The organism is Cupriavidus sp. CuC1 (genome assembly GCF_044627735.1).
Lineage (GTDB): Bacteria > Pseudomonadota > Gammaproteobacteria > Burkholderiales > Burkholderiaceae > Cupriavidus > Cupriavidus ulmosensis.
On the sequence record NZ_JBIUHC010000005.1, the window covers coordinates 35,063 to 46,869 of the forward strand.

Below are 11,807 nucleotides of genomic sequence, written 5' to 3' on the forward strand. Positions count from 1 at the left end.
CGATGCACCTGCTTTCCACCCGCCCGGGCGGCTTCGTCGACGACAACGCCGGCGTGGTGCGCATTGCACAAAGCCCGGCACAGATCGTGGTGCTGAGCGCGGCGGATACCACGCTGTCGCTGCTGGCCGGGGCCTTCCCGCGCCTGGGGGCGGACTTCCCCACGGTGCGGCTGGCCAACCAGATGTACCTGCGCCAGCCGGCCTCGCTCGACATGTATGTGGACGACGTGCTGCAGCACGCGCGCGTGGTGGTGGTCGACCATCTCGGCGGCGACAGCGACTGGCCCTATGGCCTGGAGCGGCTGACCGAGCTGGCGCGCTCGCGCAACCAGCTGCTGGTGATGTTCTCCGGCGACCTGGCCGTGGACACCAACCTGCTCGCGCGCGGCAATGCGGCGCCAGCGCTGGCCAGCAACCTGTGGCGCTACCTGCGCGAGGGCGGTGCCGACAATGCCGAGCAGTTCTTCCGCTGCCTGGCCCATCACGCCTTCGGCTGGGGCGAGCCAGCGCTGCAGCCGCGCGTGCTGCCGCAGGCGGCGATCTATCATCCGGCGCACGGCGTGGCCACGGCGGCGGACTGGCAGCGCGAGTGGACGCGGGATGGCCATGCCGACGCGCCGGTCGTGGCGCTGGTGTTCTACCGCGCTCACCTCCAGGCGGGCAATACCGCCGTGTTCGATGCGCTGATCGCGGCCCTGCGCGCCGAGGGCATGAACCCGTTGCCGCTGGCGGTCAACTCGCTGAAGGACACGCTGTGCCGCGAGGTGCTGCAGCACCTGTGCGCCGAGCACGGGGCGGCGCTGGTGTTGAACACCACGGCGTTCGCGGTAGCGTCGCTGGATGCACCTGAAGCCCTGCAGCTCGCCGGCGACGCGCCGGTGCTGCAGGTGATCCTGAGCGGCGGTAACCGCGAGGACTGGCTGGCGGACAGCCAGGGCCTGGGCCCGCGCGACGTGGCCATGCATATCGCCATGCCGGAGGTGGACGGCCGCATCATCACGCGCGCCGTCAGCTTCAAGGGGCTGGCCTACCGCTGCCCGTACACGGAAGTCGACGTAGTGCGCTACCAGCCCGACGCGCAGCGCATCGCCTTTGTGGCCGAGCTGAGCCGCCGCTGGTGCCGCCTGCGGCAGCTGGACAATGCCGACAAGCGCGTGGCGCTGGTGCTGGCCAACTATCCGGCCAACGAAGGGCGCATCGGCAATGGCGTGGGACTCGATACTCCGGCCTCCGTAGTGGGCATTCTCGCCATGCTGCGCGAGCAGGGCTACCACTGCGAAGGCCTGCCCGCCGATGGCGACGACCTGATGCGCGGGCTCACGCAGGGCATCACCAACGACCTGACGCAACGCTACCTGCGGCCGGCGTTCCAGAGCCTGCCGATGGCCGACTACCTGGCTCACCTGAGCCGCCTGCCGGAAGACAACCAGCGCGCCATCGCGCAGCGCTGGGGCAACCCGGACCGGGACCCGATGGTGCGCCAGGGCCGCTTCATGATCGCCGGCGTGCGCAGCGGCAATCTGTTCGTCGGGCTGCAGCCGGCGCGTGCGTACGCGCTGCCCGGCGAGGAGGGCACCGAGAGCTACGCCAGCTACCACGATGCCGACCTGGTGCCGCCGCATGGCTACCTGGCGTTCTACTTCTGGCTGCGCCACAGCTTCGGCGCCGATGCCATCATCCACGTGGGCAAGCACGGCAACCTGGAGTGGCTGCCCGGCAAGAGCGTGGCGCTGGCCGATACCTGCTGGCCCGATGCCATCCTCGGGCCGCTGCCGCATCTCTATCCCTTTATCGTCAATGACCCGGGCGAGGGCGCGCAGGCCAAGCGGCGCGCGCAGGCCGTCATCATCGACCACCTGATGCCGCCGCTCACGCGCGCCGAAAGCTATGGCCCGCTGCAGGACCTGGAGCGCCAGGTCGACGAATACTACGAGGCGCTGGCGGTGGACCCGCGCCGCGCGCGGATGCTGCGCAAGGAAATCCTGAAGCTGATCGTGGCCCAGCAGCTGCATCGCGAGCTGGGGCTGGAGGCGCCGGCCGACATCGATGGCGAAGACGCGCTGCTCAACCTTACCGATGCTTACCTGTGCGAGCTGAAGGAGTCGCAGATCCGCGATGGCCTGCATGTTTTCGGCGTGTCGCCCGTGGGCCGCCAGCGGCGCGATACGCTGCTGGCGCTTGGGCGTTTTCCGGTGGGCGACGGCAAGGGCGCGCAAGCCAGCTTGCTGACGGCGTTGGCCGCCGACCTGGCGCTGGGCGATGGCTTCGATCCGCTTGATGCCGACTGGTCCGCGCCCTGGCAGGGGCCGCGTCCGGCGCAACTGGCGACGCTTGATGCCGGGCCGTGGCGCCATCATGGCGATACGCGCGAGCGCCTTGAGATGCTGGCCACGGCGTTGCTCGGCGAGATGGCTGGTGACGTTGCGCTGCCGCATGCCTCCTTGGTGCTCGCCCGCCTGCGCCACGACGTGATGCCTCGCCTGGATGCCTGCGGCCCGCAGGAAATGCTGCAACTGTCGCGTGGCCTGGCCGGGCGCTTCGTGCCGCCTGGCCCCAGTGGCGCGCCGTCGCGCGGCCGGCCCGATGTGCTGCCCACCGGGCGCAATTTCTATTCGGTCGATACCCGCGCGGTGCCTACGCGCACGGCATGGACGCTGGGCCTGAAGTCGGCCAACCAGCTGATCGAGCGCCATCTGCAGGAGCACGGCGAGTATCCGCAATCGATCGGCCTGTCCGTCTGGGGCACCGCCACCATGCGCAGCGGCGGCGACGACATCGCGCAGGCTTTCGCCCTGCTGGGCGTGCGCCCCAAGTGGGCGCCCGGCAGCCACCGCGTGACCGATTTCGAGATCCTGCCGATGGCGATCTTCGACCGCCCGCGCGTTGATGTGACGCTGCGCGTATCGGGCTTTTTCCGTGATGCCTTCGCCAATGTGATGCGCCTGTTCGATGCCGCCGTGCAAGCAGTGGCAGAGCTAGACGAACCCGCCGAACTCAATCCCGTGCGCGCCCGCGTTGACAGCGAGCGCGCGCGGCTGGAAGCCGAGGGCGTACCCGCCGCCGAGGCGCGCCGCCGCGCCGGCTGGCGCGTGTTCGGCGCCCGCCCGGGCGGCTATGGCACAGGCTTGCAGGATCTGATCGACAGCCGCAACTGGCAGGACGACAACGACCTGGCGCAGGCCTACCTGCATGCCGGCGGCTACGCCTATGGGCAAGGCACGCACGGCGTAGAGGCGCGCGCCAGCTTTGCCGAGCGCCTGTCCAGCCTGGACGCGGTCGTGCAGAACCAGGACAACCGCGAGCACGATTTGCTCGACGCCAACGACTACTACCAGTTCCAGGGCGGCATGGTGGCGGCCGCGCGCGAGTTCGGCGGCGCCCAGCCCGCGATCTACCACGGCGACCACAGCAACCCGGCGGCGCCGCGCATCCGCACCCTGAAGGAAGAAATCAGCCGCGTGATCCGCGCACGTGTGGTCAATCCCAAGTGGATCGACGGCGCCAAGCGGCACGGCTACAAAGGCGCGTTCGAGATGGCCGCCACGGTGGACTACCTGTTCGGCTTCGACGCCACCACCCGCGTGGTGGCCGATCACCAGTACGCGCTGGTGACCGATGCCTATGTGAACGACGCCGACACCCGCGCCTTCCTGCGCGAGCACAACCCGCGCGCGCTGCACGCCATCTGCGAGCGCCTGCTCGAAGCGGCGCAGCGCGGCCTGTGGCAGGAGCCCGGCGAGCGCCGCGCCCAACTGGAACAACACCTGCTCGACAGCGAGCAGGCGCTTGAAGGAATCCCCTCATGAATGCAACCGCCCGGCTCGCGCGCGTGCCGTTTCCCTTCAGCGCCCTGGTGGGCCAGCAGCGCCTGCAGCAAGCGCTGCTGCTCGCCGCGGTGGATCCCGGCATCGGCGGCGTGCTGGTCAGCGGCCCGCGCGGCACGGCCAAGTCGACCGCGGCGCGAGCCCTTGCGGAATTGCTGCCCGCAGGCCAGTTCGTCACGCTGCCGCTCGGCGCCAGCGAGGAACAACTCATTGGCACGCTCGACCTTGGCCATGTGCTCAAGCAGAGCGAGGTGCGCTTCGCGCCCGGCCTGCTGGCGCGCGCGCACCATGGCGTGCTCTATGTGGACGAGGTCAACCTGCTGCCGGATCATCTTGTCGACCAGTTGCTGGATGTCGCCGCCAGCGGCGTCAACGTGGTGGAGCGCGACGGCGTGTCGCACCAGCATGAAGCGCAATTCGTGCTGGTCGGCACCATGAACCCGGAAGAGGGCGAGCTGCGCCCGCAACTGCTGGACCGCTTCGGCTTGTCGCTGGCGCTGGAGAACTGCACGGATCCCGCGCAGCGCCAGGCCATCGTCAAGGCACGGCTCGCGTTCGACCACGATCCGGTGGCGCTGCGAGCACGTTTTGCCACCGAGCAGGAAACGCTGACGCGCAAGGTGCGGCTGGCGCGCGCCTCGGTGTCTGCGCTGTCCTTCAGTGACGCCGTGCACGAGCGTGTCAGCCACCTGTGCCTGGCGGCCGCCGTCGACGGCGTGCGGGCGGACCTGGTGATGCTGCGTGCGGCGCGCGCGCTGGCTGCCTTGCAGTGCGATGCGGCGGTGGTGCCCGCGCATGTGGATGCCGTGGCGGAACTGGTGTTGCACCACCGGCGCCAGGTGCCGCCCGATGCCGGTGAGCAGGCCGGTGAGCAGGCCGGTGGCTCTGGTAGTGCGAATGGCAGCGGCGATGGCGATGGACGCAACGCGGGAGACGTCGCCGCCAACAACCCCTGGGGCGCGCTCCCGCCCCCGCCGGCAAGCGCTGCGGCCGGCATCACCCCGGTCAAGGGCGTGAGGCCGCTGCCCGCAAAAAAAGCCTGAGCCACCGGCAGGCCGCCGCCGAATCCGGGCAAGGCGGCAACCGGTGGCAAGCCCCTTGTTTCGTCCCTCGTCTCGCCCCATGTCTCCCCGCGCCGCAAGGGCGCCCGGGCAGCTCGCGCATCCACTGGACACGCACGCTGGCCGCCAAAGGCGGCAAGCCGTTTGCACCCAGCCACCTGCGCTGGCGCGCACAGCAAGCCCACGCCGGCGTGCTGCATTGCTTCGTGCTGGATTGCTCGGCCTCGATGCTGCACGGCCGCCAGCTCGCGCTGGCCAAGGGCGTGCTGCTGCGCCTGCTGCAACGCGCCTACCAGGCGCGCGCCGAGGTAGCGCTGGTGTGCTTCGCCGCCGGCCGCGCCGAAGTCCGCCTGCAGCCGGCACGCGCCCGCCCGTGGAGCGAAGCCTGGATCCGCCCGATCTCCGGCGGCGGCGGCACGCCGCTGGCGCTTGGCATGGAACGCGCCGGCCAGCTGCTGGCCCACGCCGCGCGCCGCCGCCCGGCGCAGCAGCGTTGGCTGTGGCTGCTCAGCGACGGCCGCAGCACGGAGCAGCCCCCGCGCCCGCATTGGGCGGATGCGGTGATGGTGGTGGATTTTGAGCGGCAGGCGGTGGCGCTTGGGCGTTGCCGGGAGTTGGCGCAGGGGTGGGAGGGGGAGTATCTGGTGGCGGATGCGTTGATTGGGTGACGCTGCGTAGAGCAGCCATGACTTCGGCTACGGACGATCAGCGCATCGTCCCCCTCGAATCTGAAACATCTCAACGGAAGTCTCGACGACCGGAGCTATCCTTGGCGCACTAAACCGCCAACCAGACCACCATGGCTGCACAAGCCGCCGCATCCCGGCACAGTCCTCGCCGGATGGCGTGGCAAGCAGACCGCCTGCAACCTATGGGCCGCAGCGCGGAAACAGCGAAGGCCTGTCAAGCCGATTGCGCAGCCGGGCAGGCCTGCCTGACGAATGATTGTCTACTCAATATACCGGCTGCCAAGAGGCTGGACGCCGTGCAGGGAAACCGAATTCGCTCGACTGCGAGTCCTTACGAATCAATGGATTGCCAACGTATAACGTTGCCGGCGACGCCAACGCGGGGCCAAAATAACCAAACTGGGCGGGATTCCCAACGCGAATTCGTTAGATTGAGCCACTTGACCGTTTCCAGGCGCGAGAGGCCGCTTCCGGCCAGGAACGGTCTCTCGCAAACGTCGGGCCTCGCGCAGGCCCACACACTTCAGGAGAACTCATGTTTGACCACGTCAAATTCGGAGTCAGCGACTATGCAGCGAGCAAAGCGTTCTTCCTCAAGGCACTCGAACCGCTCGGCGTAGCTGTTGCCTCGGAGGGGCCGCCGACGTACGGTGTCGAGCTTAGCCCAAAGGGTAAGGCTTCATTGTGCCTGTACCAAAGCGAGGAGAAGCCGGCGCATCTTCACTTGGCGTTCAGGGCCGAGAATCGCCAGCAAGTCGAAGCTTTCTATCGCGCGGCTCTGGAGGCGGGTGGCAAAGACAATGGTGCGCCTGGTCTGCGCCCGCACTACCACGCGAACTACTATGCAGCTTTCGTCATTGGTCCGGACGGGCACAACATCGAAGTGGTTTGCCACGAACCCGAGGCCTTGCGATAGCCTGGTGCTTTCCCGGCCACGTCGCGCGTGTGCGTGCTAGCTCGCCGCCATCCCTTTTTCCGCCAGCTCCTTTTTCGCGCTTTCGTTCTTGGTCAATTGCGTCAGGCCCATGCCGCGCAGAACGTTCGGAGCCTTGGTGAACTGGATATTGTCATAGCCCACGATCTCGATGCGATTGCCCCAGGGGTCGCGGAAATCCAGAAACGGACCGTCGATCGGCTCGACCCCCGCCGCCTTGAGGGCGGCGCGCGCCGCCTCCTTGTCATCGACAACGAGGCCGACATGCCGGCCGTCATCGGGGGGCTGTTTGCGTCCCGCCTGCAACGCGATGAATTGGTCGCCAAGATCGATGAAGGCCATCGTCTTGCTCTTGCCGCGCAATTGAAAGTCGAAGATGCGGCCATAGAATGCCAGCGCTTCCTCGATATCGCCGACTTCCAGCGCTACGTGGTTGAAGCCGATGGCGCGCGGCTTTGTGGAGTCAGCCATTTTAACCCTCCATGGATAGCGTTCACAAACTCGATCGTCGACGATTCAAGGCACTAGCAGCACGGGCTGCCCGTCAATGCCAATCGAGTGTCCTGCCTTGCGCGGAGGCAGCGGATACGCTTCGGCGGACATCAAGTCGGCAGGGTAGAGCTGGAGGAACGACCGCGTTTCATCCGCCCTCGCGCCGGACAGCCAATTCACGTCAAGCCACCTTCTAAAGCCCGACGCCTTACAAGGGTTGCAGGTGTCTACTTGCCGCCGATGCCGACCTTGCCGCGCCCGACCTTTCGATGCGGCACACTGGGGCGCAGCCTCTTCCTGGAGCCAGCCGTCAACGTGACTTGCTCCGCAGGGTAGCGGGTCGTCCTGTGCAGCGCGGCCTGATAGGCGGAATGGCCCGGATCGATGCGCTTGATAGCTGACATGACTGACACCTCCTCAGAGGATTCTAGTCCGAAACGGCACGGCGCTTATGCCGCCCCGTCGCTAGCAGTCCATGGGCGCTGATCTCGGGGCGCTCACCAGTGAGGGGCCCATGACCGCAACATGCCAGACAGGCGCGGCAAACGTCTCCATCAAGTCAATCGAGGACGCGATCAACGCGTGGCGCAACCGGCAGCCGACCCCGTCAACGGGCGACCGCGTAGCCGCCAAACGAGGGGCAATGCCTTACTGAGCAACGGTTTGAGCGATGCGAAATGAGTCTTTCATCGTCCGGATCGGGCTGAAGTCCTCTTCGAGCATTCAGGGCTGTTAGTACATTCGAGCACGAATGACCGTTTCTGGAAGTTCCGACGGGCCGTTGTGGGTCGAACTCGGTCGTTGCCATCGCCGCCGCTCATGTTAAGGGACGGACGTTCTCCTAGCGACGCCGACCGGCCAGAAACGTCCATTCGCGCCCGCGCACACGAACGACCGGGATCCTGCTGACGCCCTCAGTCATGCTGTCGGCCGGACAATCCTCTCAGGCCGCCCGCTCGAGATACCGACTGGCCTCGTCAAAAGCGCTGATTTGGTGCCTGTTGCAGTATGATAGTGGCGGCAGCGTTGCTTTTTGTGGCGAGCGGGTTGGAGCGCACTTTGCGCCGTTATATTTCGCAGGTCGTTGCAATCACAGCGACCGGGTTTGACAGCCTGGAATGCGCTGGATGATCGTGGAGTTGCGCCGTCGGGCCGCGATGAGAGCTGCGGTACCATCATGCATTGGCCCTTGACGATCCGAACATCTCTGGGCCCGTTCAACTCGCAACCCATGGGAGTACAGACATGGTCGCAGTCAAACACGACGATCTTTCCATGGCCTTCGACTTCGTTAGCTCCGCGCCGTTGGATCAGGACGCGTATGTCTCACTCGATACGGGCAAAGTCTATTGGACTTCTGATTTCAACGACGCCTTCGACGAGGAGATTCCTGAAGACCTTGAAACTTCGGATCGCTACCTTGCGATACCGCATAAGAACGAGCTTGGTCTTGGAAGAAGTCTCGCCCTCCAATTTGTCGCACAAGAGTTGCCTGAGTGTTACGACGAGGTTGAAGGATTCTTCCGACGGCAAGGGGCATACGCGCGCTTCAAGTATTTGCTGGAGGGCAAGGGCATTATCGAGCTCTGGTACTCGTTCGAAGCCGACGCTGTCGATAGAGCGCTGAGGCAATGGTGTGGTGAGAATGGGCTGGAGATTCTGGAGTCGTAGCGCCAGTTGGACATGCCGCAATGTCTGGCCGTAAAGGGTGACCCGCTGGGCGACCCGCTGGGAATTCAGGGGCCGCCGCGACAAGCGAATCACCTGGCTCCACGCCGGGTCGGATCGGAACATGGCGAAGGCAATTCTCCGCAATCGGCCATATACGGACGCTGGCCCACGGCTTTACGCGGACATTCGAATGGCGGCTCCGCCGCAGATATTGCCAGCAAACTCGGCCGTCTCCCGATCACAACCGACTCTGCCGCGCCGGCGGAGCGCCGTGAAGTCGTCATGGCCCTAGCTCGCGAGCACAGGCTTACGGCACATGATGCGACCTATCTGGATCTGGCGTTGCGCAATGGTGCTGCGCTGGCTACTTTCGATGGCGCATTGGCTAGTGCCATGCGCAATGCTGGTGGCGTCGTGTTCGAATAGCCGTGCAGCTATTCCTTGCAGTCCTCTATTTCGGCGTGACGCCCGACCCGTTCACCCACACTCACGGAACAATCAGCGCCGCGACATCCCGCGCAGATCCTGACGGCTCAAGCCCGCGTTCACGAACCACGCTTGCACGCTGGCGAACGAGTGCGTCTTTGCCACATGGTCAAGCCGCGTTCTCTGCGCACCGGATGCATCGAGCTCCAACGGCAGCAGGTTGGCCTTCATGCCGTTCTGCGCGCATCCGCGCGCGCGGGCGGCAGAATGACTGAATTGACTTTGTAAGGAATATTCCTTACCATGAATTTGCTATCAGGAGAACCAACATGCACGACATCCACGAAGTGGCTACCCTAACCTCCAAAGGGCAACTCACCCTACCCAAGCCCATCCGGCAGGCGCTGGGCGTAGACGCTGGTGGAAAAGTGGCGTTTGATCTACGTGACGGAGAGGTCGTCATCACACGTGCCGATGCCGAACACGGTGATCCGGCGATCGGCGCCTTCCTGCGCCTTCTGGAAGCCGATATCCGTGCGGGGCGACAGCTCCAGACGCTGCCGGAGGATCTGGCTCAGGCCATGCTGGCAAACGCCGGGCATGGCGAGAGGCTGGATCAGGACATTGACGGCGATGTGGAGCTCTAATGCGACGTCATGGCTGGACGTTACTGTTTCATGAGGGTGTGATCGAACAACTGCGGAAGTTGCACGCGGCAGCGCAGCGCGCGCAAGAGAATGACCCAGCGGGGTTCGAGAGCAACGCCAACGTCAAACTGTTTCGCGCCTTGAGCCAGTTGATATTGGACGTTGTGCCCGGCGACCCCTCGCGGGATGAGTTCCGGCAAGGCAATACCCTTGGCGAGGCATACCGGCACTGGCGGCGCGCGAAAGTCGGGCGCCGGTTCCGTCTGTTCTTTCGCTACGATTCTCGCTCGAAGGTGATCGTGTTCGCCTGGGTTAATGATGAGCAGACCCTGCGCTCTGCCGGCAGCAAGTCAGATCCTTACGCGGTATTTGAGAAAATGCTCGGGCGGGGAAATCCGCCGGATGATTGGACGGTCCTGGTTGCGGCGAGTCGTGCGGAGTGGACTGCGGCCGAGAAATAAGCATTGGTTCAGGTGCGCGACCACTGCGCTTTCGCTGCGGCCCCGCCAAGAGCGACCACTTGGCGGCAGGCGTGCTGGCGCAACACTTCGGCGATGACAGTGTCCAGATCCTGGGCGCGTTCCGTCGGGCTATCGTGGCGAAGATAGACGGGTGGGCAATCCGCGCATATCAGCGCTAAGCGGTTATCCGTCCCACCATGCCACCAGATCTTCACCCCATCCTCACCTCAATTTCGTCATAACGCCGCACCCGGTACACCACCATCGAGATCAGCCAGCTCAGCACGAACACGCCGATGATCACGTAGCCCAGCATGCCGAAGTGCGCGTTGAGCTCGCCGATCACATCCCACAGCCCGCCTTCCAGCCCGAGCTTGTCGGCAATCAGCCCGAGGGCTTCGATGCCGCCGATGACCACGGCAACGACAACCGAGACCAGCGTGATGGTCATGTTGTAGTAGAGCTTGCGGATCGGCTTGGTGAAGGCCCAGCCGTAGGCGCCCAGCATCAGGATGCCGTCGGTGGTGTCCACCAGCGACATGGCGGCGGTGAACAGGGCGGGGAACACCATGATGGTCCAGAAGGGCACGCCCTTTGCAGCTTCGGCGGCGGACAGGCCGAACAGCGCTACCTCCGTCGCGGTGTCGAAGCCGAGGCCGAACAGCAGCCCCATCGGGAACAGGTGCCAGCTGCGGCTGGCCAGCCGGAACAGCGGGCGGAACAGCCGCGACAGCACGCCGCGGTTGTTCAGCAGCAGGTCCAGGTCCTGCTCCTTGAGCGCTTCGCCGCGCCTGACCGCGCGAAAGGCGCGCCACACGGAGATCAGGATCAACAGGTTGAAGAAGGCCAGCAGGAACAGGAACAGCGCGGAGACGCTCGTGCCGATCATGCCGCCCACGGCTTTCATATCGGCAAAGCGCGTTTGCAGCGCGGCGGCGGCCACCGCGATGCCGATCGACATCAGCGTAACCACGGTGGAGTGGCCGAGCGAGAAGAAGAAGCCGACCGTCACCGGGCGCTTGCCTTCCTGCATCAGCTTGCGCGTGACGTTGTCGATGGCGGCGATGTGGTCGGCGTCCACGGCGTGGCGCAGGCCGAGCGTGTAGGCCAGCACGGCGGACGCCAGCAGCATGGGGTGGTCGCGGAACGCCACCAGTGCCCACAGCCAGGCGCCGACATTGGCGGCGATCAGGAAGACGTAGAGCGCAACGACCTTGCGGCGCACGTCGGCGTCCTGGTCGTTGAAGATGCTGGCGAGAAAGCGGAACATGAGCGGTCCGTGAAAGATCGGGGATTCTGAGTGGATGGACGCCGGGCTGGGATTCATGCCCGCCGGCGGCGCCCGCGAAACAACCTGCGCCAGCCGATCACCACGCCACTGGCGCAGACTACCAGCCCGGCGAGCGAAAGCAACCAGACGGCTGCGTCCCAGGCCGGGCGATGGCGCAGCAGCCAGCCAAAGTCCCAGCTGTGCGCGGCATTGAACAGCCAGCGGTAGGCACGGCGGCGGCGGCCCAGCAGGTTGCCGGTGTCCGGGTCGATGCAGGCCCAGGTCGCAGGTCGCGGCGGTGTCGTCAAGGCAGCAGGCGTCCCGCCAGCATG

At 65.8% G+C, this 11,807-nt stretch carries 14 protein-coding genes; 9 read left to right on the forward strand and 5 right to left on the reverse strand.

All coding sequences use genetic code 11. The annotated features are described in order from the left end of the window. The first annotated feature begins 2 nt into the window (after positions 1-2). The 4 genes from cobN to ACGLHR_RS03190 all read left to right on the forward strand — a co-directional run bounded on the left by cobN (position 3) and on the right by ACGLHR_RS03190 (position 6,490). Positions 3-3,806, forward strand: coding sequence for a cobaltochelatase subunit CobN (gene cobN, locus ACGLHR_RS03175; protein WP_400091830.1), 3,804 nt, complete (start codon positions 3-5; stop codon positions 3,804-3,806). Next, the gene (locus ACGLHR_RS03180; protein WP_400091832.1) at positions 3,803-4,867 is read left to right on the forward strand and encodes an ATP-binding protein; all 1,065 of its coding nucleotides are present in this window, start codon (positions 3,803-3,805) and stop codon (positions 4,865-4,867) included. Before cobN ends, ACGLHR_RS03180 begins: the two co-directional genes overlap by 4 nt. A gap of 209 nt (positions 4,868-5,076) precedes the next feature. After that, positions 5,077-5,553, forward strand: a complete 477-nt coding sequence (locus ACGLHR_RS03185) for a VWA domain-containing protein (RefSeq protein WP_400091833.1) — start codon at positions 5,077-5,079, stop codon at positions 5,551-5,553. 556 nt (positions 5,554-6,109) lie between these two features. Continuing rightward, positions 6,110-6,490: a VOC family protein gene (locus ACGLHR_RS03190; protein ID WP_400091835.1), complete on the forward strand. Its 381-nt coding sequence runs from the start codon at positions 6,110-6,112 to the stop codon at positions 6,488-6,490. A 36-nt stretch (positions 6,491-6,526) separates the two neighbouring features. Here ACGLHR_RS03190 and ACGLHR_RS03195 read toward each other — a convergent pair whose 3' ends face one another. Both ACGLHR_RS03195 and ACGLHR_RS03200 read right to left on the reverse strand, forming a co-directional pair. Beyond that, positions 6,527-6,979: a VOC family protein gene (locus ACGLHR_RS03195; protein WP_400091836.1), complete on the reverse strand. Its 453-nt coding sequence runs from the start codon at positions 6,977-6,979 to the stop codon at positions 6,527-6,529. A 248-nt stretch (positions 6,980-7,227) separates the two neighbouring features. After that, the gene (locus ACGLHR_RS03200) at positions 7,228-7,404 is read right to left on the reverse strand and encodes a hypothetical protein (RefSeq protein WP_400091837.1); all 177 of its coding nucleotides are present in this window, start codon (positions 7,402-7,404) and stop codon (positions 7,228-7,230) included. 110 nt (positions 7,405-7,514) lie between these two features. On the opposite strand from ACGLHR_RS03200, the gene ACGLHR_RS03205 reads away from it, so the two are divergent. The 3 genes from ACGLHR_RS03205 (at position 7,515) to ACGLHR_RS03215 (ending at position 9,097) form a co-directional block, all read left to right on the forward strand. Further along, positions 7,515-7,655 (forward strand): DUF3717 domain-containing protein, encoded by a 141-nt coding sequence (locus tag ACGLHR_RS03205; RefSeq protein ID WP_400091840.1) that lies wholly within the window; start codon positions 7,515-7,517, stop codon positions 7,653-7,655. Between the two features lie 590 nt (positions 7,656-8,245). Then, complete coding sequence (locus tag ACGLHR_RS03210; RefSeq protein WP_400091842.1) at positions 8,246-8,671, forward strand: hypothetical protein; 426 nt, start codon at positions 8,246-8,248, stop codon at positions 8,669-8,671. 12 nt (positions 8,672-8,683) lie between these two features. Beyond that, complete coding sequence (locus ACGLHR_RS03215; protein WP_400091980.1) at positions 8,684-9,097, forward strand: type II toxin-antitoxin system VapC family toxin; 414 nt, start codon at positions 8,684-8,686, stop codon at positions 9,095-9,097. Positions 9,098-9,169: 72 nt separating this feature from the next. On the opposite strand, the gene ACGLHR_RS03220 is transcribed toward ACGLHR_RS03215, so the two are convergent. Then, complete coding sequence (locus ACGLHR_RS03220) at positions 9,170-9,328, reverse strand: hypothetical protein (protein WP_400091845.1); 159 nt, start codon at positions 9,326-9,328, stop codon at positions 9,170-9,172. Between the two features lie 98 nt (positions 9,329-9,426). Between ACGLHR_RS03220 and ACGLHR_RS03225 the strand changes: the two genes are divergently transcribed. Both ACGLHR_RS03225 and ACGLHR_RS03230 read left to right on the forward strand, forming a co-directional pair. Continuing rightward, on the forward strand, positions 9,427-9,744 hold the full coding sequence (locus ACGLHR_RS03225; protein WP_318235515.1) for a type II toxin-antitoxin system PrlF family antitoxin: 318 nt from the start codon (positions 9,427-9,429) through the stop codon (positions 9,742-9,744). Next, the gene (locus ACGLHR_RS03230) at positions 9,744-10,205 is read left to right on the forward strand and encodes a type II toxin-antitoxin system YhaV family toxin (protein ID WP_318235514.1); all 462 of its coding nucleotides are present in this window, start codon (positions 9,744-9,746) and stop codon (positions 10,203-10,205) included. Before ACGLHR_RS03225 ends, ACGLHR_RS03230 begins: the two co-directional genes overlap by 1 nt. 211 nt (positions 10,206-10,416) lie before the next feature. Here ACGLHR_RS03230 and ACGLHR_RS03235 read toward each other — a convergent pair whose 3' ends face one another. Then, positions 10,417-11,475, reverse strand: coding sequence for a HoxN/HupN/NixA family nickel/cobalt transporter (locus tag ACGLHR_RS03235; protein ID WP_400091847.1), 1,059 nt, complete (start codon positions 11,473-11,475; stop codon positions 10,417-10,419). Positions 11,476-11,528: 53 nt separating this feature from the next. After that, a complete protein-coding gene (locus tag ACGLHR_RS03240) occupies positions 11,529-11,783 on the reverse strand; it encodes a hypothetical protein (RefSeq protein WP_400091849.1) in 255 nt (84 codons plus the stop codon). Positions 11,784-11,807 lie beyond the last annotated feature (24 nt).

Excerpts from the sequence above, each read along its gene's own strand:
- cobN (WP_400091830.1), top strand. The coding sequence starts at position 3 with ATGCACCTGCTTTCCACCCGCCCGGGCGGCTTCGTCGACGACAACGCC.
- ACGLHR_RS03180 (WP_400091832.1), top strand. The coding sequence starts at position 3,803 with ATGAATGCAACCGCCCGGCTCGCGCGCGTGCCGTTTCCCTTCAGCGCC.
- ACGLHR_RS03190 (WP_400091835.1), top strand. The coding sequence starts at position 6,110 with ATGTTTGACCACGTCAAATTCGGAGTCAGCGACTATGCAGCGAGCAAA.
- ACGLHR_RS03195 (WP_400091836.1), bottom strand. The coding sequence starts at position 6,979 with ATGGCTGACTCCACAAAGCCGCGCGCCATCGGCTTCAACCACGTAGCG.
- ACGLHR_RS03200 (WP_400091837.1), bottom strand. The coding sequence starts at position 7,404 with ATGTCAGCTATCAAGCGCATCGATCCGGGCCATTCCGCCTATCAGGCC.
- ACGLHR_RS03205 (WP_400091840.1), top strand. The coding sequence starts at position 7,515 with ATGACCGCAACATGCCAGACAGGCGCGGCAAACGTCTCCATCAAGTCA.
- ACGLHR_RS03210 (WP_400091842.1), top strand. The coding sequence starts at position 8,246 with ATGGTCGCAGTCAAACACGACGATCTTTCCATGGCCTTCGACTTCGTT.
- ACGLHR_RS03215 (WP_400091980.1), top strand. The coding sequence starts at position 8,684 with ATGCCGCAATGTCTGGCCGTAAAGGGTGACCCGCTGGGCGACCCGCTG.
- ACGLHR_RS03220 (WP_400091845.1), bottom strand. The coding sequence starts at position 9,328 with ATGAAGGCCAACCTGCTGCCGTTGGAGCTCGATGCATCCGGTGCGCAG.
- ACGLHR_RS03225 (WP_318235515.1), top strand. The coding sequence starts at position 9,427 with ATGCACGACATCCACGAAGTGGCTACCCTAACCTCCAAAGGGCAACTC.
- ACGLHR_RS03230 (WP_318235514.1), top strand. The coding sequence starts at position 9,744 with ATGCGACGTCATGGCTGGACGTTACTGTTTCATGAGGGTGTGATCGAA.
- ACGLHR_RS03235 (WP_400091847.1), bottom strand. The coding sequence starts at position 11,475 with ATGTTCCGCTTTCTCGCCAGCATCTTCAACGACCAGGACGCCGACGTG.